The sequence below is a fragment of the Vibrio pectenicida genome (assembly GCA_024347015.1).
GTDB lineage: Bacteria > Pseudomonadota > Gammaproteobacteria > Enterobacterales > Vibrionaceae > Vibrio > Vibrio pectenicida.
This window is the reverse complement of record AP024890.1, coordinates 681,414-704,405: the sequence shown is the minus strand read 5'-3', so window position 1 is coordinate 704,405 and position 22,992 is coordinate 681,414. Positions and strand designations below refer to the sequence as shown.

The following is a 22,992-nucleotide window of genomic DNA, read 5'->3' as shown; positions in this document are numbered from 1 at the left end:
GTTGACAAAAAGGGTTGGTTTTTGGCTTTCCTAGACTAACCTTTATATAAGAAATTGCTAATGTTATCAATTAAAAGCATTAATTAGCAAAATAGTCAATAGCAACTACACTTGTTGGTACTTCAATGCATTACAAGGAAGCATATCATGCTATTGAGATTGGCCATTTTACTACTCACCAGTCTGTCTTTTTCCGCCTTCAGTATAGATTTTCCATATCGAGGCGATTATTCAGATGTCAAAACCATTGAACTTGCCGACTTAAAACAAAATAAGGACACACTCAACGTTGTTGATGTGCGCTCAAGGCTCGAATTTGACGTGCTTCATATTGACGGTGCTAAGCATATTACTCTGTCTAACAAAGGATTTGAAAAAAAGGTCAAAGATCTCTCAGCGGATGGAAAGACTATCGCCTTTTACTGTAACGGTATTACCTGCAAGAAGTCCTACAAAGCGTCACAACGGGCGATGAAAGCAGGCGTTAGCAATGTCGTCGCCTATGACGCAGGAATTTTCCTCTGGGCAACCGACTACCCAAAAGACAGTATTTTACTGGGTAAAGTCATGCAAGACAGTTCGCAGTTGATCAGTAAAGAAGATTTCAATGCACGCGTTTTGGCTCCAAAAGAGTTTGAATCAATGTTAAACGATGCAAATATGGTGATTGTCGATGTAAGAGACCCGAACCAGAGGGAAAAACAGCTCTTCAAAGGCAAGCCAGTACGAAATGTCCCTGTTGAGCGTTTTGAGACCTTCTTAAAGCAGCAAAAAACCTCGACAAAGATTATGGTGTTTGATGCGGTAGGCAAGCAAGTACAATGGCTACAATATATTCTCGATGGACAAAACTACACCAACTACCAATTTTTGAAAGGCGGGGTTGAAGGATATATCAAGAGTCAATGATAAAATCTCACCAAAGACAATATTCAATGGCCAGAGATTAGAACGCAAGGGCCAAAGCCCCTGCGTTTTTTGCATGATTATTTCGGATTATCGAGTGATTTTTCCAGTGGTTTAGGCGCTAATACGGCGGTTGGCTGTTTCTCAATCCAATCTTTAAGCCATTTTTTGCGCTTGGCTTTGTCATACTTCTTCCACGTTTCGGCCGCCGATTTATCTAAACCTTCTGTGGACGAATCTTTTTCAACCAGCCAAGGCATTTTCTCGAAGTAGTTTCCGGCTAAAGCAGCATCGCCGCTTAAGGAAGGAATAGATATCACCAAATCACGATTTTTATCATAATCTTCACCACCTACTAACCCGACCTGTTTAAGATGTGCAACCGACAGCTCCAGATGAGCTTTGCCACCAATCACTTTACCAAAGGGTCTTAAGCCCTCGAGGTTTACACCTGTTGGAGACACATAGCTAAGCTCAAAGCGCATACAATACACGGCATAGTCCTTGCCGCGAGAAAGATCGTTGTCTTTTTTGAGCTGGCTAACCGCTTGGTCTAAAAAGCCTCGCATAACACTCATATCATTGAGTGTATCGACACGCTGTGACTCATTAAAGGCCCACTTACCTGATGCGTGAGCAAATTCTCCAACATGGTGCATTTGGGTAAAGTAGACAGGCCCTTTAACAATACCACCTTCATTGCCATCTAGACCTAACTGCATACACATATTGACGGTCTCCCAGTCCAATTTGGGGATACCTTTTTCTATTTTCTCACCCAACAGCAGCATATAAATAGCGGCAGGATCTTCTTTGCCTCGATTTCCCCAGCTAAAGCCATCACGAAAAATATTATCGGCCGAGTCATACCATTTACGCTGATTAAAAAAGTTCAATCCTGAGGCTTTGGTTTCAATTGCCACTACTTGCTGCTTAATACCGTGAAGCACAGGAATAGTATTCTTGTTGCCTTCTTCGCTACGCAAGGTAAAGCTTTCTACCAACAAGTCTTTTTCCCGCAGCTGCAAATGGCGCTCACCGACATTGGTGTCGAGCAGCACAAATTTGGTCTCTGTGGTCAGGGCACCAACCTGAAGTTCATCTTCATCACTTTTCTTCATTCCTTGTTCAAATTCAACTGGTAGGTGAAATGCACTCTTGCCATCTTTTTGTCTTATTGCCAGAGAGTAGCGCATATTCCTAAAACCACCCGCTTGAACATAACGGGTAAAAGAATTGGTTTGGCCATAGTTATAACTGGCTTTATACGCGTATGCGTCTCCAATTGTCGCCATACCAATCAAAGTATCAGTGAGAACTAATCTCGCTTTTGAGGTGATGGGTTTTAAACCATCTATCATGACTTCGCCAAATCGATAAGAAGGAATATGCTCTATCGCAATCAGCTCTCCGTCTTCATCCAATCCTTGCTTGGCATAATACGCTTTTATGTCATTATTTAGGTCATGTTTAAATCCACTCGCCTTCATTGGCAGCATCCAATCGCTAAAACCAGGGCCTTGGATATTATACCCATCCACCCTGTCATAACCTATGGTCACCATACGCGGCGAATCATGCTGCTTTTTCAATACAATCTGTACTTTAACTTTATCATAAGGCCCAATATGACCATTCTCAGACTGCTTGATCCAATCTTGGTAAGCTAACCAAGAAGGGTTATCTTCCGGCGTTTTGCGCGCTGATTGAACCAATATTCGGCAGTAACCGATAGCCTCTTGTTTAAGCTCATACACTTGCGGGTTAAAGGATTTGGCAAAGTTATCAAACATCGACTCTTGTGGGTGATCATAGAGCAGAGTTTGCACTGGGAACACTCGGTTAAATGCACCCGTGGCTTTAGGGATGTTTTGCATTGGTATATAACTGTAAGGGTAATAGCCCACCGCCGAATCTCTTCGCCTTGGCAATGGCATATACATACTACCTTCAGGCATGTTCTTAACCAACTCAGCATAGTACTCATCGTCACAACGGTTTTTCCAGTTGGCGGCCAGTGTCGTACCTTTAATGGTGTTGACTGACCAAGTATCACTGAGTATATATTGCTCAATGTACTGTTTGACTTTGTAACGTTCTAAAAGGTGTTTAAAGTTACCATCTGAGCGGTGTTTAGCATGAACACCTAGGTCTGCCAATAGTAATATCAAACCATTTATTGCCAGCGCTCTAAGTTGGTAACGTTTAAGCAGCTCTTTTTGTGCCTCTTCGCTGTCTAAAAAGTCAATTAACTCTTTATAACTGTGAAAAGTTTCCTCTAAATCTGCATTGGTTTCACGCAGCTCAGCCAACAGCTCAATATGAATCTTAGATAAGCGCTCTAACTCGCGTACCACATCATGCTTTTTGTTGAGATCGGTTAAGAAAGAGTCAAAAAAGGCATTGTCCATCAACTTAACCGCTGAAATCAGTGCTTGACCGCTCTCTTTAGCCAACAAAATACCACGCGCCACAGGGGCAACCACAGGAATGTAAGACGCCACATCGACAATGCCTTCAAAGATAGCTATCCGCAGCTCAACTTCCGCCTTGTCTTCTTTATTCATTGAGCTTTCAAGAGCTAAGCGCGAGCGCTCCATCGCTTGCGAACCATAGCGGCTGGGGTGAAATAACACATCGAGCGATGACATATAGATACGGATCTCAACTCGGCGATTTTGGCGCAGATTAGGATTATTGCGATCAATACTTTCGCCCTTCTTCGGGCTATAAAGCGGTTTACTTTCACCAAATATCGCCAGCGAGATCCTGTCTTTAAACACCGCAGAAGACTCAAGTAGCAACTGCTTGGCATTTTCAGCCCGTTCCGCCGACACCTGCATATTCGCTTGTTCAGTATCAACTTGACAGGCATGGCCTTCAATCTCTACCCGTAAGTTAGACTCACTTTTGAGCACCTCAGCCAATGCGGTAGCTAACTGGAGAAATACGGGTTTATTCTGCTTAAGCTCACTCTCACGGGAATTAAAGTTAAACTCAATTTTAATCCCTGCGCCGCGTTCATTATTGACCATAGTTGCCGTCATTTCATCGCCAGCTTCGGCTCTGGCTTTTTCTAGCGCTTGCTCGATTTTTTGTTGCTGATTTTCTCGGCTGGTATTCCAGACGGGGATTTTATCCAGATAATCGTAAGCGACTTCACTTATGTCCTGTTTGGCTTGTTTGGCTTTTTTTGCCATTTCCAGTACGGCTTTGCCTTTGGTATAAAGATCAATACCACTTTTGATGGTGCCAAGCGCATGAATACCAAGGGTTGCCCCGCCGCTAAACCAAGCCTGCGCCACGCGCCCAGCCACTACTTGCCGGTTGCCTATACTTGCTTCCATCGCCGTCGACACAGCCGTTGCCAGTGCGGTTTGGCGATTAAACACCTTGTCGTTAAATAGCGCTTTCCAACCAAGGTTTGCCAGCGCTGGGTTATGCAGATTTTGCAGCCTAGTGAGCGCATCTTTGCTGCTGTATACCCCGTAATAAAGCTCGCCTGCGGCCTTAATCGCCTCAGGCATATCCGATTTCACCGCGTCCCAATACAGCTTGGACACATTATTAAATACCGCTTGTCTTCCGTCTGAGTTTAGGGTTTCTTGCAAGCTACCACTCATTAACCCTGCGCCAAGCTGCGCGGAAGCATCGCGGATATTTTTAAGCAGCACTAGGCTTCTCGCCGCTGGGGTTTTGGCCGCTTTGCCTTGAGGATTACCCGTCAGGTAGTGCTTCATATGGGAAAAATACTGCGGGTACTGATACATCAGCGACTCTTCGAGCGAAATCATATCGCCACTGACAATGGCAAACTGGCCCAATGGCGTTTGTGGCGAAAAGGTGATTTTTTCACGCAGTTCGTATTGGTAGCCAGTGTTTAATCCAAAACGTTTCTCTTCAATTTGAGCACTTTTAACAAAATCAGGGATCTCTTCCATCAGATCAGGATCGAATTCTACCCGAATACTGTACAGGCCTTGTTCAAACTCAGCCGGATCAAGGTGAAATAAGGCGCACGGGTATTGCTTATCATCTTCTGGCAATTCATCTTTAGGCAGGGCGGCTTGCACGCTATCACCGATTTGCACGTATTCGCCAACCTCAATGCCGTCTTTCTCTGTCACCTGAAACTTATATAAGCTAACCGTTGCATCTACATAACCTCTGTCCGAGAAAACCACAGCACAGCTGGCCACCACAGGCAAAACAAAACCCTTAATAGGCTGCTTGGCATCACTAACCTTTTGATGCCACTCATTATACACTTTCTGATCTGGCGTTAACTGGCCGCTGGCATCGGCTTTATAAGGCGGGGCAAGTTGAGCTGGGCTAATGTCAGTTAGGGTCAGTTTGGCCTGACTATTTTCCAGCTTGCCACTGAGCTGAGTGATTTTATCACTAAGATCTTTAGCGCTTAAATCAGCCAATGAGGCAATCAGTGGCAAAGGCGGAAAACGAAAGGTGTATTGCTTAGTGCTATTGCTGGCAATGACCGAGCCAAGGGTATGAATCGGGGATTCAGGCTTTAGTGCTTCAAATACCCCAGTGTCGGTTGGCTGACCACTGTTAAGTTTGCTGAGTTTAAAGTCATGCCGAGCGGCCCAAAGCTGGGGGTCATCACTATCGGTAATATTAATCAATGGTACCCGAGATAAAGGGCGCACATTAGTTACTTCTTGGTTATCGATTAGGCTAGTTTGCGCATGCCATGTTGGGTAAGTTTTATCACCTTCATCATCTTCTGTAGATGGAAAGTACACACCAAATAAATAGTACTCGGCTGGCATTGGAATCGCTTTGTCCTCTTGGGAAGTACTCATAATGTCTCCCCCTTAACAAAGTCACCATTATTAGCAAAGGCATTATAAAGCGATGATTTAGTCGCACTATGCCCTGTACCTATCTGCTTCCACACCTTATATTGCTCTAGTTGCTGCTGGTTATTTAACTCAAACAAAAAGACTCGTACCGCTCCACCACTGCGGGCGTAATTGCCATTTTTCCCAAGCAATGCCAGTTTTTCAAACTTACCAATCACATTTCCATCTTTTACCTCGGATTGAAAAGTTTTATTTTTCACATCAATTAAATAACGCTGCTTACGGGTTTCAACCCAAGCATAGCGGCCGGTAGGACTAACACTTTTTTTACGAAACTCTTTTTCATCTAAATCGCCACCTTTTTCTTCTGGGCGTACTGAGTATAACCATTTACCTGTTTTCTCATCATACACCCCGACAGCGTAGGCAAGCACAACCACACGCTTGCCATTATAGATCGTTGAATATTCATTAAACTTGGTCTCCACTTGCTGCTTTTCACCGCTATTAAGGGTGTATTTCCAGTCGTTAAATTTATCCACATAGTAGAGATAGCTGCTGTCTTCTGCCCATAAAAACTCGGGGTAACCGCGTGAGCGGCCAAGCTCAATATACTCGCCGGTTTTAAGATCTTTAATCACCTTAAACATGCCTTCTTCGGCGGAATAGGCGAGCGCTAAATAGCGGTTATTGGGTGACATACGCATCAGCTTTACAATGCCAACAAACTCATCAGCCACCAAGCGAAGGTCAGTGCCATCGGTTTTAATGCTCCACACTTTATCGCGCTGATCATAGTGATCTTCTGCTTCATTGCGGGCGTTGTCCCAGCGAAATACCACACGCGGTAAATCGTAAGACTCCTTGTTATTGAGATCTTCACGCGGCCACTCTTTAGCTTTAAAAACAAAGTGGCGCGGTTTACCGGTGTCTTTATCATAAGTCACATAATTATGCTCGGTGATATACACTCGGCCATCTTCCCACTGCTGGGCATTTTTTGCCGCAATCTTCTCTTTAACCGTGAGCGGCTTTTGCTCTTTGACCACGTTGGCCTGCTCGCTAGGCTCAGTGTCTTGACCATTGCACCCTGCCAGCAAAGCCAAGGCAAGCAAGGTTAAGATTGAATACTTTTTCATAGTCTTCTCTACTTTTTGTTTTTAACGCACATTATTGTTTTTAAAGCACATTATTGTTTTTAACGCACGCAGCTTGCTGCCCACGTATTTTTAATGACGTGTAACGGATTATTGGGGTTTATATGCCAATAATTCACTCAATTTTTTATCGCTGAAAATAACGGTTTGATTGTCGCGCTGATGGCGGCTATGGCCTAGATAGCCTCTTACTAGATCAACATTTTTCACCTCAGCAGGCCAGCCGGAAAATTGAATGTGCCGGGTACCTTGTTCATTGGGCGCGCAATCTCTTAAATAGGAGCGCTGGCACCAATCCCCTTTCGTCTCTTGTAGCTCAAAATAATCGTCAGACTCATCAACCACAGGATCACTAGGGTAGGCAAAGGTTAACGCGCTTACTGGGCCATTAATATAAACCCCAGCGATATTTTTTTCTAACTGACTAGAGATCACAGCATACTCAAGCGCTTGAACTTCAGAGATATTTGGTAGCGCTAACGCACGCGTTATCCCTTGGCCCGTTTTAAAGCTTTGCGCGTTGGTATACTGATCCCAATCTTTAATCTCCGTGGCTTGGCTTGGGTCTGATTCCAGTTCTGAAAGCCGCTGTGTACTAAGCTGAGTCGCGCTATAGTGAACAAAAACGCTTTGCACCTCACCCAAGATTTTATACGGCAACCAAATATGCGGTACTGGCCTACCTGTTGCCTCACGAAGTGCTGAATTCGCGCCTTTAAACGGGCTTAGCTCAGTTTGCACTTTCACCACCACCTGAGGTTCATAATCTGTCATCACCACGTCAACCTCTTCTTCAGTGAGATTAAAAACCCTAGCCTCACCAACATCATTGAGTATTCCCTCACACACCACTTTTCCATTCTGAACAACTTGATAAGGCTCATAAGAAAATGGGCTGCCTCTTTCTGGATCGGTAATACAAATATCAGCGTGACGTTTAGGTTTAGAACTTTGTGGCTCTGCCCCACGATAATATTCAATATTAATATCGGAATAATACCCTTTGTCAGTGATCTCTAGCTCCCGCCATACTTTTTGTTGCCACAGCACATAAATGTAACCAGACATGTGCCTTGCTGCTGCCTGCTCGGATTTATCTGCATTTAGAAAATACATAGGCACCACAGGGATCAAGACGTTTTCCCATTCTGACATCTCTTGGCGCTCATCGACTGGCGTGAGGTTTTCTGCAAGCAATAGATTCATCGGTTGAGTCTGATTAGACAAGGGAATAGATAAATAAAGATTCTTCGCTTCGTCTTCGAGGGCTTTAAATGTAACAAGGCTACGGTGGATATTTTTAAGATCTGCCTTTGGGTAGCTGATCTTTTCTCGCTGCTTTTCAGTCTTGGTAAGAAGCAGACTGGCCGCATTTCTTAACCACTGGCCGGCAAACTCGACGACGATTTTTTTATCTGGCGCGGGTTCAACTGGGGTAAAGGTGAGGTTACGTGCCAAAGGGACATCGTCAGTGACCATGGCATAGTTGGCTTTCACCACTTTCTTTTCTGGCTGCGCCGCTAGCGTATCAATACGTGCTTTTAGCGCTGGATAGGCTTGAAGCTGGGTGTCTGACAACGGAGTGCGACGAGCGAATGATGACACGGCGACCCAATCAGCACGAACGAGGCGCTGTTTAAGGGTGGTAAGTAAACGGTGGATGTCTTTCTTCGCCGACTGAGGAATACTTTCAGCCAAAGGTTTGGGAAGCTGCCTCGCCACATCTTGAAGATTGCGCGTACGCGAAAGCTGCCCGATGCATTCATCTGGCGATAAAATAAAGTCTAACACGTCCCTAGAAAGCGAATTTCCTGGAACAAATTTGCAAATTAATTGCATTTTAGTTCTCCACAACCATTAATGTTTTTGATTGCGGTAACAAGTTACCCCAAAGGGGTTAATTACGATTTGGCGCTAGCCATTCTACGTATAATTGAGATATTTGCAACCTAATCAACTTAACACATTCATCATTTAAATTTGAAAAATATACCGTATTCTAAATAAAAAAAGACGCGATGATATATCGCGTCTAAAGTATCAACTACATTTTCAGATACTAAAAAACAGATAGTCATTACCACCTGTGCAGGATAACACCCGTGGGTGTAGCGCTACTATACAAACTGAGCCAGACAATGCAACGTGGCGAAATTTATGTACCAAACTTCACTTTGACAGGTATATTTCGCTCTCCTAGTCGATAATTAATCATGTGAACAAGTAAACAGCACGTTTTTATATTCATTTCGTTCATCATTCGTCTCAAAAATAAAAAAAACGCCAATAAAAATTGGCGTTTTAGTTCAAATAATTGAGTTAATGTCACTATTTTAATGCATATTCTCAAATCTTAGAGATTAAGCGGCTAAGCGTGTCTCTTCTATTTCACTCTCTGGTGAGCCAGGATCAAGTTCAGAAAGTTCGCTGTCTTCTCGCGGCGTCTCTAAACTATCTTCTGTACCTGAGTTATCTGGGATCTCAACGGGTGGCGTTAAAGGCAATGAGTAATCACGATTCTCACCACCCGGATTGCCCGCACGGTCTGCGTGCCCCTTCACTAACAAGGTCAATGATTCAAGATTCGTCGCTAACTCCGATGGCAACGTCACTTGGCCTATCCATTCTTGACTCAGCTCATCACTCCCAGACCAATTCACCGCTTCATCACCCAAGGTTGACCCCGCCGGCTGATTCACCGGCTCACTGAAGGTAACGGTAAACTCAACCGCCTCGCCCGCTGATGCTTGAGAAGTCTGCCAATCGACATTAGAGACTTCAGGGTCTACAAAATCAACTAACACAGGAATACCTCTTGCACCGTATGTCTCATCTGAGTAGGTGAACTGCTCTATCTCACGACCTAGAGAATCTGTTACTACAAAGCGTAATGTGAACTCTCCTTGCGGGATTTGGCTCGCTGCCAAGTTAAACTCGGCTGTGCTGTCAGTCGATCCACTTGGCAACTTCAATTCAGATAAAGTGACGGTATTACCGCTCTCATCCGATGGAACCAAAGTCATACTGTAACCCGCAGCATTCACCACACTGCCTTCAGCACTTGGCGCCGTCAGCGTCATTGACTGAGGCAATTGAGTCAATGGCAATGCGCCATCAATCAAATCCACAGGCCCTTGTAAAGACAAATTCACCTCTGGCTGAGCCACGTTGATGGTCCTTTCAACACTGAACGTTTGACCAAGCGTATCTTCAGCCTTGATAGTCACCTTCAGCTCATCTTTTCCTGCCAAATCTTCGGCCGCTAGCGATAACTGGGTTTTATCTGCGCTGTCTTTAACAATCTCTTTATCATTGAACTGATAGGTCACTTGACTTAAACCACTCGCCGCATCTTGGATATCAAAACCAAATGTTGCATGGTTATTGTCGTAAGATATCTCTAAGAACTCCTCATTTATCACCGGAGCAGCAGCGTCAAACGTGAAGGTTTGTTTCTCTCCTTCCACCTTTTGACCTTCTGCATTATTACCACTCACCGTCACCTTGATACGCCCTTGGGGTAGGTCCTCAATCGACACCGCTTGACCCCAAGTGCCATTTCCGGAAAGCGGCACATTTTCATACTTTTTAGACGACACCGTCAGTGTTAATTGACCCTGCAAGTGTGCCCATTTACCACCAATAACTATGGTCTTAGAACTGTTTTGGCCCACATTGCCAATCTCATTGATGGACAGTACGTGATTGAGGGACACGCTGTTATTCGTATTTTCAACGCCAAGGTTGGCATACTTATCTTGATAGCCCTTAATTGATAAATTCAGTTTTAATGTGGATGCGTCTGTACTAGGCACCGTCACTTGGCCTATCCATACTTTACGCAGCTCATCACCCTCAGACCAAGTCACTGCTGCATCACCCAAGGTTGACCCCAACGGCTTAGTCACCTCCTCAGTGAACGTCACGCTAACGTTAATAGGCTCTCCTACTGTGGCCGAGTCCGGTAGCTCCACTGAACTCACTTGCGGTTTTGTCCCTTTAATGTCCAAGGTTAACTCTGCACCTTTGCCCGGAATATTGTTTTCACTCAGGTAGCTGTCCTTCTCTATCTTGAACGTCACCTTGGTGTCTGTATCTGAAGGCGTGGTGTAACTCGCTTGCCACTGCTTACCGTCTTTATCTATTGCTTTAAAGTCTTTCAACGAGGCAGGCCCATACTCTTCATCGCCAATACGCATCAATACATCGCCCGAGTCAAACTCTTTCACCGCCTCACTAAATTTCATCTCTAGCGTGACATTTTGACCGCCACCTATCTTATTATCCGATGGCGCATCCAACAGAGACATGCTTACGCTCGGCGTTGGTGACTCTTCCACCGTCATGTCGGTCTTTTTCTCACTCTTTCTGCCTACCCTATCTAATGCCACTACCTTGACTTGATAATCGCCAGCTGCAACATTCAATGTCGTCGTGTAAACATCATCATCACTCGGCTTAAGAGAGACTTGCGATACTTGTGTGCCTTCATAGTTGAGTAACACCACTGTCACTTGGCTTAAGTGGAGGTCTGATACCTCAGCCGTGACCTCGACTGGATACTTACCCTCTTCTTTCACCATGCTCGATTTACGAGCAGAAAGGTTCTTGATATCAGGGTCTACAAAATCAACTAACACTGGAATACCGCCTGCATCATATTCCTTATCTGAGTAAGTGAACTCGGTTATTTCACGGCCCAGTGAATCGGTTACCTTTATGATTAAGCTTGACTCACCTTGACCGTCAGAGTTAATTCCAATCTCCAGCGGCCAGCTCGTATCGCTAAACTCACCTTCCAGTTCACTTCCGGCAACCATGACGCTGTAACTTTTCGCTGTAATTAAACTGCCTTCATTTTCGCTGTTAAGAGTAACGGAGAGTTTTTCGTCCTTCACAGCAAGTCTCTCTCCAACAAAATTGGTTTCTGGTGATAAGGTTAAGCTGATCTGAGGCAAAGTGAGATTGATCTTTTTACCCCAATTTAAACTGCTTCTGCCAACCTTATCCTTCGCTATTATATCTACAGTTAATGGTTCAAGACCTAGGTCTGAGGCTTTCAATTCAAAATAAAGTGCTTCTCCTTTACCTTGTTCTTGCTTGATGATGGGTGTTTCTATCCCCTTTACCTTGTAGGTAACTTCACTTAGTCCACTGGTTTGATCTGAAATATCGAATGTAAACCTGATATTCTCACCACGCCTTTCGATGCTTTGTATACTGCCTATTGTTGGCTCGTCGTTATCGACCCTCAGGTTGTCTACTGAACCTTCTACTTTTAAGCCAAAGACATCTTTCACCGTGACTGTTAGATTAAATTGCTCGATCTCTCTAGGCACATTAAACGTAAATCCTTTACACGTAGCATTATCGCATTCTACATTGTTAAACGCGTCGTTATGGTTTGCATTAGACGATGAATAAACTCTATCTCCAACTTTAACCTCGATTTCATCTATGCTTGAGTTCTCATCCAAGATTGTCTTCAAAATAACCGTATATGCCTCACCACCTTTAACTATTGTGTATTGAGGTAATTCACTGGAGTTATCAGCGATATTAATAGAAACTTCAGGAGCTTTACTGGGAAGAACCAATTCGAGCGGGTAAGGCTTTGCTATGTTACCCGCATTATCCCTCAAGCCGTTAATATCGAACGTTAATTTAGGTTGTATCCAGTCAGTAAAACTTGAGTAATCCCATGTATAGGTGCATCTAAACTGGCGATTTTGACGACTTTCACATCCTGTCGGCTCAAATGTGTTGAACCCCTTTTCTAATATCGGCCATGTCCCATTATTGATATTGACACCAGACATATCGTCTGTAAATACTAACGCCATAGAGAACTGCTTTGGTTTACCTCCCGATGCACGAATAATATTCTCGGCTGTAACGGAATACGGTTGAGTGAAATCCGGATATGGCGGCTGCGAATCCAATTGTTTAAAGCTAAACAACTGCACGTTGGTCGCATCGTTTTGACCTAGTGTTTCTACAATGAGTACAGGGTTTTGGTTAAAATCTTCGTTAGACGTGATGCTACAGCGAGGAGCTTCAGCTGAATTCACATTGATTGTTCCAGAGGTGTACATATCACGATCTTGGCCTTGAGGGGCCTCAGCCGATGTATAGTTTTCTCGGACCCAGCACTGAATTTGTTTGGTTTGCACATCATTTAGCACAGTAAACTCAGCGGAGAGCGTTTTTCCTGAAACATGGTTTAAAAACGGTGTCGGTTTAGTAATCGAAAGCTCAACGCCTTGTCTTTGAACACGTAAGGTATGGTCCATTTCACTAAACTTAGCACTTTGGTCCGATGTCACGTGGACCTTATTATAGGCTTTGATGTTTAGACTATATTTACCGTCTCGCTGTAAGGTGCCATGGGAAACTGTGGTTTGCCAATACTTCTCATCGACATTGAACTCGAATTTCTGACTACTTCCATCCTCGTTGTCGTATTTAATTGATAAATCAACATTCGCTATCCCACTGTTATCTTGGGCATCGAGTGTGATTTTTATGTCACCCGTTCGGGTTACTGCTCCTTCAACATTTTGGCCATTAGCGTAGAGAATATTCAAATTTGAAAGCTGGGGAGCGCTATTGCTTATTTTAAGAGGAAAGTGTTTTACACGCTCATTGCCCCTAATATCTTTCCCAGACACAGACAGCTTCATATCACCATCAGCGTGTACTGAAGGCAGTGTGATGTAGTAATTGCCCTCTTCTTCCTTTACCTGTGTTCTACTGTTGTCTTGGTCATTGAACCAATATTGAAGACTATTTTTATCCACACCTGCAGACGTTATCACACCATTTTGGGCATAATCTTCGGCATTGACGGTAAATTTATAGCCCGAGGAATAATACTCATTTGGCTGGTGACCACCTAAACGCAATGTAGGCCCTATAGTATCTAGGATCACCGTTCCTGCTTCTAATTGGGTAGAAAATCCATTATTATCAACAGCTTCTATAACAAACGTTACTTTGCTCTCACCATTAACTTCAATATTTGGATCAGCCGGTAACAAATATTCAATTTTAAATTCGCCTTTCCACCAGTCAGGATTATTACTGCTCCAACTTTTTAGCTTTACCAATTGTTCATTAACTCTTTGATAGATATTAACTATTTTCACACCCGATGGGTCTTCAGCTGATGCAAATTTGAAACTAAAGTCCTTGCCTATTACAAGGGAGCTTTCTGTTTTTGTATCTTTAATCCAAGGCGATAGTAGCTTCAAGATTGGCCCGGAACCATCAAGGATAAAGCTCAGTACCTTTGGTTTACTGGTATTTGGCGGGTAGGCTGAATCTGACGCTTTGACTCTAAATTTATGCGTCTTCCCATCTCCATCTTTCAGATCTTCCGCTACCAATTGGACTTTAACCGTGTCTTTTTCTACCGTGATATAAGATTCTATGCAGTCACGTTCACCTGGCTCACATACTATAAGCTCATTGAATACGCCGTTTGGTTTCTGGAGTTCAATTTTAACTTCTTGTCTAGGCGCACCACCTAGCCATTTAATTTGTGGCTCCCATTTGGCATTGGCAGCAAGAACGAAACTGTCATCCAGATCACCTATAACTGGCGGCGTCGAATCGATAAGAATCTTAAGTGGGTTAAAGTCTTCTAATTGAGTAGCCTGACCAAATTTGTCTACGGCTTTAACCTTCAGTTGCCATTCGCCATCTTCGAGGCCTATTGTTTTCTTATCACAGTTATCTGAGCTACAAAGTTTCACTTTGAACTCTGACTCTTCAGATTCACTGAATTTTTGCGGTGTAAATTCCTCAATATCATCGGAGTTCAATGGATCAAATTGTAAAAGACGCTGTGTTTTGTCATCGCTTACTTGATCATCAATTTCAAATGTGAGTTCTGGGTATTGACTTCCTGCTGCACTTAAATAGACGTTTTCGTCGCCATCCTCGTTCGGCCTTTTTAGTGTTACAATTGGTGGGGTTTTATCTAGGTGGTACTCTTTCGTTGCTTTCCCAGCATTACCTTTGTTATCCGTTACATCGACTTCAACTTTGAATATTTTGATAGCACTGTACTGGCCTGAGCTTGTATCAAGCTCAAAAGAATATTTGCCCTGCTGGGTAGGATTTTTAACAATATTAAGAGGGTCAATCTTTATAAATTCTTCACTCGCTTCGTTTTGCTTGTAGAAAACTTTAATTTCAACCTTTCCAATTTCTGCTGGGTCCGTTGCTGTTACTGTAAATACCATCTTATTGGCTGTAACATAGGTTTTATCAGCAACTGTGATTTCATGAACACCACTGTCGATAACGATTTGGGGAGGTTTGTTATCAATGCTTTTTAAACCCTGCTGAGCAATCACTTCTTTATTAAAAAACTTGGGGTTTGCTGTGGCCACTTTATCCGCATAAATAAGTGCTGCTTTTTTCTCAACAGTATAAGGTCGATTTCTTTTAGGGAGCGAAAGGTCTTTGAATGTGAAATAGCCAAAAGAGTCCTCCCCTGTCATCACATAGTAATAAAAGTTCGCTAAATCTTTGGTATAGGTATTAGTAGTAAATTCATAACTCTCCAAAACAACGGGTTGAGTCTTTCCTTCGCTATCTAACAACTTACCATCAGCTTTACCATCAGAGCTGAGATCAGCATAGATTCTTTTAGCAAATTCAACAGAATTCACCACCTGTGAACTGGAGGCCATGGTCGCCATATTGGTGAATGATTCAACCAACAGTCTATGGCGCTGACTATTATTTAGACTACCAACCGTCTCTTCTCTCTTTGACGCTTCTAGGTTGGTTTCATAAGGAGTTATGGTTGGATCAAAGCCAAAAAAGGAGTCGCTGCCCGCTAATGCTTTACTAACGTGCTTAAGAATAGCCTCTGCGGTTGCCACATTTTTATCATTGCTGTTATTCCATTGATAATCAAACAGTCCCGAGTGATAGGAGGCTAACTCTGTGATATAAAAAGTTTTGTCACTTGCGCCTTTAAAATAAACCGCAAAAGCCTCAGTGCCAAGGTCTACTTTCGGCTTATCTGAATTTGACGTTCCCCAATCATAATAATGTGTGTTCTTAGCTTCATCGCTGAGTACCTGTAAACGATAGATTTGAGATGCACTAGGGTCTTGGACTTCGATAACACAAGAAGCCACATCAGGTGAGCTTAGATCTGGTTCTGTATCGCAAGTATCCCCCGTTGACACGAAATTGTCACCTCCATCAAACACTTGCAAGCTCACACTGGCATTAATAAAAGGTGTAACCACCTTAATTTTCGGTAAGTTATAGGACAGCTTGTAGTATACTTCGAAAGACTGTTCGGATGTATTTCCAGCTTCATCTCTAGCACTAATCACAAGCTTGTGCGCGCGGTTAGTACTCGTCGATTTCATTACGTCTTTGGTAAATGGTATGTAATAGGTTAGATCGCCATCAACTACTGCGTAAGGTAATGCAGAGTTTCCTTTATCATCTATCGATGTCTCTAATGCTTCTCCATGCTTCTTCTGCCAGTTCCCACCCCTTTGCTTAGTAAAATGCGTTACTGAAAGTGTAATATCTTTCGGCTTTGACGCGAGGCCTGAACCTTGATCCCCTTCATCCCACACTGTGGCCGTAATATAGGGGATTTGGCGTAGATTTAGAGAAGAGTTAGGGTCCTCTTTCATAACCAAATAGTCCGGTGTAAAGTCTTTAAGTTTAAGGTTTTCATCTAGTTCCGGTATAAGGGCAACGCCATTTTCAACATAATATTTATCAGCTTTAATCGCGTAGTTAACTCCATCTATATTGTCGTTAGTAAACGTATCTGCATCATATTTGTTGCCTGTTTTAACCTCTCGATCAATAACGAAATCGAGATCAACACTTGGGTATCCAATCCTTAAAATTGGTTGTTCAACATCTTTTTGAATATTTTTCGTTGCTTCACCAATATATCCATGTTTGTCCGCTGCTGTTACCTTGATCTCTGTTTTACCACTACCAAACATCCCATTTTCGTATATGGAAGCGAATATACACTTGTGCCGCCCTGTTGCCTGCTCATTATTTTTATCTTTTGTACAGTTCAGTGATTCTTGCTCAGCCCGATTAATAAATACCTTAACTTGTGAAATTTCACCAAACTCGTCTTCAACGCTTCCTTCTAAGTGATAGTCAGTGTTTGAACTGATGGTGTCTGCGGATGTGATAGTGACAATGGGTTTTTCGTTATCCCATTTAAAAGTAAATTCTTCTGTGGATTGATTAGCGGTTGTATTGGTATCTTCAACGGTAACATATAGCTTAGCTTGGTTAACAAGAGGGCGCTGAAACTCTGATGTGTCGCGTGCAATATCATCCAATTGTTTGGTCTCTACAATGACCTTTATTTTGGTCGCGCGCTTTTTGGCATGGAACTCACTTTTGTCTAACTCACAAAAATCGTTTGACTCACTACAGTCAATCTCTTGCCACTGCTCATCCAATTTATAGGCTAAGCGAGCACTTGCATTTTTTACTCCTATATTATCAGAAAGGTTAAATTCAATTAAATCTTTGCCAAGTAATACTCTCGTTTCTGCTCTATCAATGTTGGGAGGAGTACTGTCTAAAGAAATGCCATCATCTTTTCCTTGCACCTGCTTACTGTAAACTGAAAAATCGGTTGTGATATCCAGTTCATTAGCAGCAATCATAATATGCTGGGCTAGTATTTCACTGTAGGTATCTGCGGTAACATTAGCAGGCCCAAATGTGCTGTTGACCTCTCCACCGTTATCAATAAATTGGCCATCCATTTTACCATTCGCTAAAACATCTTCATATTGCACTCTGGCTAAATACGCTGATGTATAGGTATTGTCTGTGTCTACATAACCTGGCTTGACCGCTACTTGTGAATTCAGAACGTCTCGTGCGTAAGAGGAATAAGCCGCAAGCAGCAAACCATATTGATTTTGAGCGTTATACCCACCTTCGATATCTACCCCTTGAGTCGCCTTGATAACGTCACTGGGCCGGACCGTTAGAGCATTAAATCCATACAGACTGGCTATTTTATCATTTGATGCGTTAATCGCCTGCTGGCTATCCATTCCTTGGCGAATATTGTACTTTGCGAGACCAGTAGCAGCGTAAGTCAAAGGCGTCACCATCGCCGTTTGGTTGGCACCTTCTGCATAGTTGATAAGGCTTTGGAATTTTAAAGGGCTGCCTTTTACCAGTTTTATTTCTTTTTTGCTAAAGGGGTCTGTGTATTTTCCTCCCTCAGCATCAATTAATACCGGCATTGACGCGGTTTTGACTGCAACACTGTATTGCCCATCGTACGCTGTTGTGGCCTCACCCAATAACCGCCCTACTTTGCCGTTTTTATATTCCCATACCTTAACCAATGCGCCCGAGACAGGGGCATCAAACACTGTGCCTGAGATTGAGCCTGTTGCTCTAGATGGAGGAGATGAATCTCCTTTCCCACCACCACCACCACCACCACATGCAGTAAGAATAAGAGATACGATTAAAGCCAGATAAGTGCAGTATTTCATTGTTTAAGCCGATACCAGTGACGAATTAAATTTTCACCGATTATATTTGGGAATTAAATTTTCTCAACGTGGTATATTGACTGGCAAAAAATACAATTTAACTAGTTATTTAGCCTTTATGTATATGAGTGCAACATCAATGGCGACATATTGTATTTCACTCTATTAAAAGCAACTTATTTACCTAGATTATAGCTAATAATTTATCTAAAATTTATCTAGATTTTCGAATTTAAGGCTCTATCATTGTAAAAAAATAAAAAAGCATCCCCATGTATTCAACGTCTATTCAACAAAAAAGCTATAAAGACTTTTTATCTTTATGGCATTTGGCGATTATTCCTTTGGTATTGTGCGCCATGATTGAGTTAATTCCTTTCAATAGTAGTAAAACAGATCATGTTGAACAAAAGAAAACAGAATTAGTACCGCCGATTCAAACTAATATCACGCAAGGTATTTCTATTCCCATTAACATAGTAAAGCCAACTGTTTTTAATGGTTCAGTAGGGTATTCTTTTTATGGTTCTGCACTCGCTTCCGGTGCATCACCCGACACCATAGGTTATTTGACTTCTTTGGCAGCAGGAAAGTTTGATTTTATTCACTCTGTTTCTCGCTCAGGTCAATTCGTCTTTAAAATTGATGATAAAAATCAGCTTGAAGCGTTTTTGTATCACGATAAAATGCATATGTTTTATGTTTACAGTGATAACAAAGGCGTCCTTTTTAGCTCAGACGGAGAGCACTTTTATAAAGATAAACTGCTTCTTTCTCCTGTTTCACGGCAGTTTAGGGTAAGCTCTCAATTCAACCTTTCCAGAATGCACCCTATTACTCATAAAGTAACGCCCCATATGGGCACTGACTATGCCGTCCCTGTTGGCACACCTGTGGTCAGCATTTCCTCTGGCCGAGTGGTTGCTTCGCATTATCATCCATTAGCCGGAAACTATATCGTGATTCTCCACCCTGATGGTTTGAAAACTCGCTATTTGCATTTATCAAAACGTTTTGTTAATCGAGGTGATAATGTGATCCAAGGGCAAAAAGTCGGTGCCAGCGGTAATACAGGCCGTACTACTGGTGCACATCTTCATTTTGAGCTATGGAAAGATGGTCGGCCGATAGATTTTGAGAAAAAAAGGACCTTCGCAGAAAAAGTAGCCGTAGAACAGATATCTGCTCAAACTGCTGATGCAAAAACAGCATTAAAACGGCTGGCACGCCAGATCGCTGAATAACCGCCCCATCTCATAAATTCATATCTTAGTGGCAAGACTGAACTCTTTGCACATTCTTGCCTCTTTATAGAGACGAAAAACAATAAATATTCAACAAATCACTAACTTAAAGCATTTAAATTGAATTAAATTATATATTTAAGCATATGGCTTGCAATTTGTATCAAATTAATTGGAGCGGTACCAAGTATTCTGTCATCCAATTTTACTCTCCACTCAAGATTATGTAGCGTCGACCTGAGCACTTAATTATCTTTGAAAAATAAGCGCATCATCTACTACATTGCCGATAGTATAATCAATGGCACTCGTGGCTATACCAAGATCCCACATGAAAAGCTGGTATTTGGCATTCCAGCCAATCCAGATGCGGCAGGAAGTGGCTTCGTTAGTAACCCTAATGATATATACAAGTCCTTAGACAGTTTAAGAGAGCAAGGGCAAGCATTGCGCGGCATTATGACTTGGTCAATCAACTGGGATATGGGAACCAATAGCGGTCAGCAAGCTTATAATGAGCAATTTGTGAAAGACTATGGTCCTTATGTTCATGGTCAAACCCCTCCTCCAACGGATGGAAAACCTTCTATTAGTGGTATTGGTGATGATCGTACTCCATTTGGTAGTAGCTACGACAAAATGGCAGGCGTGAGCGCAACAGATGCAGAAGATGGTGATTTAACCGGAGATATTGTCGTCAGTGGCGAGGTGAATACTAACAGAGTCGGTGCGTATCCTCTCACTTACTCGGTGACTGATTCCGATAGCAACACCACGGAAGAAATCAGACAAGTTACGGTATACGATACTGCTCCAGTGATAAACGGCGTAAACAATGAAACCATCTTGGTCAACTCAGACTTTGACCCAATGGAAGGCGTGAGTGCGACAGATGCAGAAGATGGCGACATCAGTAATTCTGCCATTCAGGTATCAGGACAGGTTAACACTGAGATTGTTGGGCAATACACCCTCACTTACCAGGTCACCGATGCGGCAGGAGAAACGACAACCAATGAGCGCATCATCACTGTCACTGATGAAGAAACAGGAAGTGGAACTTGGGATCCAGAAGCGATTTATAATACTGGGGATCAAGTGTTATACAATGGCGTAAATTACACAGCCCAATGGTGGACACAAGGTGATGAACCGGGCACTAACGCTGTATGGCAAGGTGAAGATGACGGACAAATTCACGAATGGAGTTCAACGCAGACCTACACTACCGATGATCTTGTAACTTATCATGGGCAAACTTATCGTGCTAAATGGTGGTCACAAGGCAATGTGCCTACTGATGGCGATCCTTGGACACTAAACTAATTAGGGTTTGACGCTACACTAGCCTGACAACCTAAATAAAAGAAGCGAGATTTTACGGGGAATAAAATCATCGCTTCTTTTGAAGATTACTTTATATAAGTTAGAAAACAGCCTCAGAGCCGAGGATTAAATTACTCTGGCAACTCAAACGACATCTTGTTCACTATAGTGACTTCACTTTGATGGTAACCGTATTGTTGAAGGTGAGGTTTAAGATCAATACTAAATTCCTGAACCCAAGGGATCATCAAACAGTCAATGAGCCTATCTTTAATAGCAACTTTAACGCTATTATCTAAGCTCGTCTCTAGCTCTACTTCCATTGGAGACGCACAAGCAAAGTTGGCTTGAGAAGTTAGTATCCCGTCACTACTAATACTAAAACCACCATAGAGAAGCTCATTTGGGCTGTATCTACCCTCTGCCAGTGCGCTATTAGACGCAAATAAAGTCAGAGCTAACGTTGATAAAATTATTTTTTTCATTTTATTTTACTACCTATAATTATGTTGTTTAAAAAGCCATCAGGCACATTCAAACTATTTTACTAGGCAATCGATTACAACCGTAAATAATTAAGGAGTTGATATTTCCTCCAAAAATAAACATCACTAAAAATGGATATGACATTAAATATGTTAATCATTTAAAAATCTTATAAATTCAATATAATAAAAATCGTGGTTTATTTTAATGTGTACATTTATAATAAAACAATATCTAAGCTTTCAATAAAAAATATAACCACAGAATAATAAATAATTTTAATAATTAGTTTTATAATGTATTTATAGTAATTTTTGACTTATTATGGAAGGACCTATCGTGCTCAGTGGTGGTCACAGGCAATGTGCCTACTGATGGCGACCGGGCACTCTACTAATCACGGTTTGACGCTACACTAGCCTGACAACCTAAATAAAAGAAGCGAGATTTTACGGGGAATAAAATCATCGCTTCTTTGATTAATTATTTCTCATTAAGATGGGAGATAATAGCTCAAAAATAGACCACTATTCTTGTTCAAAGGTAATTTTATTTGCAACGCTTAGCTCGCTTTGATAATAGCCATACTGTTGAAGTAGTGGTTTAAGATCAATGCTAAAGTCTTGAACCCACGGGATCATGCGGCAGTCAATAAGACTATCTTTAATCTCTAATTGAACACTATTATCAGCGCTCATAGTAAACTCAACTTCCGTTGGCGCGGAACAGGCAAAGCTAGCTTTAGATGTCAGTACACCGTCAGCACTAATACTAACTCCACTGTAGAGAAGTTCATTTGGGCTATATCTATCTTCTGCAAGAGCATTGTTTGAAGCAAATAATGTAAGAGCTAACGTCGATAAAATTAATTTATTCATTTTATTACCTATAGTTATGTTGTTTAAAAAGCCATCAAGAAGGTTCAAAGTATTTAATTAAGTAATCGATTACAATAGTGAATATTTTAAGCGGTGACATTTACTCCAAAAATAATCAACACAAAATATAAATATAACAACAATCAGATTAATTATTTAAAAACAATAACTTACATTATAACAATATATTATTAATTTTGATTCATTAAAATAATTCAGGTAGAGGTGAACCAATGTCAAAATTTCAATAATAAATAACACAATACAATAGCAATTACTTTTAAAATTAACGATTTTAATTTAATTATATTCGACCAATACAAATTTAATAAACCCTAGCTCATCTAATAACTCAAATATCAACAATTGGCATGTATTCAACTATGCTTAATAAAAAGTTGTACTGTAATTTTTGTTTTTCCTGTTGCTGTAAGCTCAGGTCAGCTTAAGAGCTGTTAGTAATCATTCGAGGCCTTTACTATGATAACAAACCAATATTTTGCATTAGTCACCAACTCAAAACGCCCCCAAAAATCAAGCAATCAAGGTTCGGACTCTCCCAAAGAACAGGAGCGCAAAGCTTTGGTTAAGGAAGCTCAGAAACAAGGTGGCTTTTAAACACTAATTATTGTCTT

At 42.0% G+C, this 22,992-nt stretch carries 10 protein-coding genes; 4 read left to right on the top strand and 6 right to left on the bottom strand.

All coding sequences use genetic code 11. The features are described from left to right. Positions 1–147: 147 nt before the first annotated feature. Complete coding sequence (locus tag OCV27_RS18135) at positions 148–909, top strand: rhodanese-like domain-containing protein (RefSeq protein ID WP_125322196.1); 762 nt, start codon at positions 148–150, stop codon at positions 907–909. Positions 910–986: 77 nt separating this feature from the next. On the opposite strand, the gene OCV27_RS18130 is transcribed toward OCV27_RS18135, so the two are convergent. From OCV27_RS18130 to OCV27_RS18115, 4 genes are all read right to left on the bottom strand, one after another. Beyond that, the gene (locus OCV27_RS18130) at positions 987–5,729 is read right to left on the bottom strand and encodes an OmpA family protein (protein ID WP_125322197.1); all 4,743 of its coding nucleotides are present in this window, start codon (positions 5,727–5,729) and stop codon (positions 987–989) included. Next, a complete protein-coding gene (locus OCV27_RS18125) occupies positions 5,726–6,868 on the bottom strand; it encodes a lipoprotein (protein WP_125322198.1) in 1,143 nt (380 codons plus the stop codon). The genes OCV27_RS18130 and OCV27_RS18125 overlap by 4 nt, the downstream gene beginning before the upstream one ends. 108 nt (positions 6,869–6,976) lie before the next feature. Then, positions 6,977–8,725, bottom strand: coding sequence for a hypothetical protein (locus OCV27_RS18120; protein ID WP_125322199.1), 1,749 nt, complete (start codon positions 8,723–8,725; stop codon positions 6,977–6,979). Between the two features lie 521 nt (positions 8,726–9,246). Next, positions 9,247–18,423, bottom strand: a complete 9,177-nt coding sequence (locus tag OCV27_RS18115) for a hypothetical protein (protein WP_337969430.1) — start codon at positions 18,421–18,423, stop codon at positions 9,247–9,249. Positions 18,424–18,695: 272 nt separating this feature from the next. Between OCV27_RS18115 and OCV27_RS18110 the strand changes: the two genes are divergently transcribed. Beyond that, the gene (locus tag OCV27_RS18110; RefSeq protein ID WP_125322201.1) at positions 18,696–19,667 is read left to right on the top strand and encodes a peptidoglycan DD-metalloendopeptidase family protein; all 972 of its coding nucleotides are present in this window, start codon (positions 18,696–18,698) and stop codon (positions 19,665–19,667) included. A gap of 255 nt (positions 19,668–19,922) precedes the next feature. Further along, entirely contained in the window at positions 19,923–20,993 is a 1,071-nt protein-coding gene (locus OCV27_RS18105; protein ID WP_125322202.1) for an immunoglobulin-like domain-containing protein, read from the top strand. A 131-nt stretch (positions 20,994–21,124) separates the two neighbouring features. Here the strand turns inward: OCV27_RS18105 and OCV27_RS18100 are convergent, their stop codons facing one another. Both OCV27_RS18100 and OCV27_RS18095 read right to left on the bottom strand, forming a co-directional pair. Next, the gene (locus OCV27_RS18100) at positions 21,125–21,478 is read right to left on the bottom strand and encodes a hypothetical protein (RefSeq protein WP_125322203.1); all 354 of its coding nucleotides are present in this window, start codon (positions 21,476–21,478) and stop codon (positions 21,125–21,127) included. 528 nt (positions 21,479–22,006) lie between these two features. After that, positions 22,007–22,357, bottom strand: coding sequence for a hypothetical protein (locus tag OCV27_RS18095; RefSeq protein ID WP_337969429.1), 351 nt, complete (start codon positions 22,355–22,357; stop codon positions 22,007–22,009). 480 nt (positions 22,358–22,837) lie between these two features. On the opposite strand from OCV27_RS18095, the gene OCV27_RS18090 reads away from it, so the two are divergent. Beyond that, positions 22,838–22,975, top strand: a complete 138-nt coding sequence (locus OCV27_RS18090; protein WP_185759750.1) for a hypothetical protein — start codon at positions 22,838–22,840, stop codon at positions 22,973–22,975. Positions 22,976–22,992 lie beyond the last annotated feature (17 nt).